The sequence below is a fragment of the Achromobacter sp. SIMBA_011 genome (genome assembly GCF_046535435.1).
Taxonomy (GTDB): Bacteria; Pseudomonadota; Gammaproteobacteria; order Burkholderiales; family Burkholderiaceae_B; genus Achromobacter; species Achromobacter dolens.
Map to the genome: position 1 here is coordinate 1 of NZ_JAWRWN010000432.1, position 273 is coordinate 273.

The following is a 273-nucleotide window of genomic DNA, read 5'->3' on the forward strand; positions in this document are numbered from 1 at the left end:
GCAGTTCACGTCATGACGCACGTTGTCCGATTGCGCTTAGCAACAGCTGTAGAATTTATCGGCTCCAGCGTTCCAGAGGAACAGCGGGCTAACCCATGGTTTAATATACGTCAATATGAACCTTGGGCAAGAGGAAGCGGTCTAGACGGAGATTTTACAGTGCGCCCAAACTATCCAAGCTATGGAAGCGTACTTAAAAGCTATAAATTCTTGCTGGACCCAGCACAGTTAGTAGTTACTGAAAACGATCTAGAATATGCACGATTACTAACT

At 45.4% G+C, this 273-nt stretch carries 1 protein-coding gene; it reads left to right on the top strand.

Annotated elements, in window-relative coordinates; translation table 11 throughout:
- Positions 1 to 12: 12 nt before the first annotated feature.
- On the top strand, positions 13 to 273 hold a 261-nt coding region (locus SB816_RS31595), incomplete at its 3' end, for a hypothetical protein (protein ID WP_410548195.1).